Genomic DNA, 607 nt, shown 5'->3' with positions numbered 1-607 from the left:
GCTACAGCTCTCTTGATGTCGGACTCGCTGAACAGTTCAAAATAATCGAGCGATTGCAGGGGAGCTACGCCGTTCAGCGGTTGTGCGACGTATTTGATGTGTACCGGAGCAGCTATCGGAGCTGGCGCGACAGGCCGTCCGAGCCAAAGCCAGAAGAGGTGCGACTACAGGCGTTGGTTAAGGCAGCTCATAAGGTTAGCAACGGTTCTGCTGGGGCAAGAACCATCTCGAAGATCGTAACACAGGGCGGTACACCGCTCAGCCGTTACCGCGCCGCAAAGCGAATGAAGCTACTCGGCCTGGAGAGTACCCAGCTTCCAAATCATAGGTACAAGAAGGCTGAACAGCCGCACATTGATGTGCCGAATCATCTCGATCGAGAGTTCGACGTCGCTGCACCCAATACCGCTTGGGCTGGGGACATAACCTATATCTGGACGGGAGCCCGGTGGGCGTACCTTGCGGTAGTTATCGACCTGTTTGCGCGGAAGCCAGTTGGCTGGGCGCTCTCGTTATCGCCCGATACCGCCCTAGTTAAAAAGGCGCTTACGATAGCCTACGAATCACGAGGGCAACCGGAAGGCATCATGTTCCACTCGGACCAGGG

General features: G+C 56.3%; 1 protein-coding gene. It reads left to right on the top strand.

Annotated features, from left to right (window positions below):
* Positions 1 to 607 (top strand): IS3 family transposase (locus LC093_RS20270; RefSeq protein ID WP_226669344.1); only part of this gene is annotated, 607 nt, incomplete at both ends.

It is taken from the genome of Microbulbifer aggregans (assembly GCF_020524005.1).
Lineage (GTDB): Bacteria > Pseudomonadota > Gammaproteobacteria > Pseudomonadales > Cellvibrionaceae > Microbulbifer > Microbulbifer aggregans_A.
The sequence above is the reverse complement of the archived record's forward strand: the minus strand, read 5'-3'. Positions and strand labels throughout refer to the sequence as shown.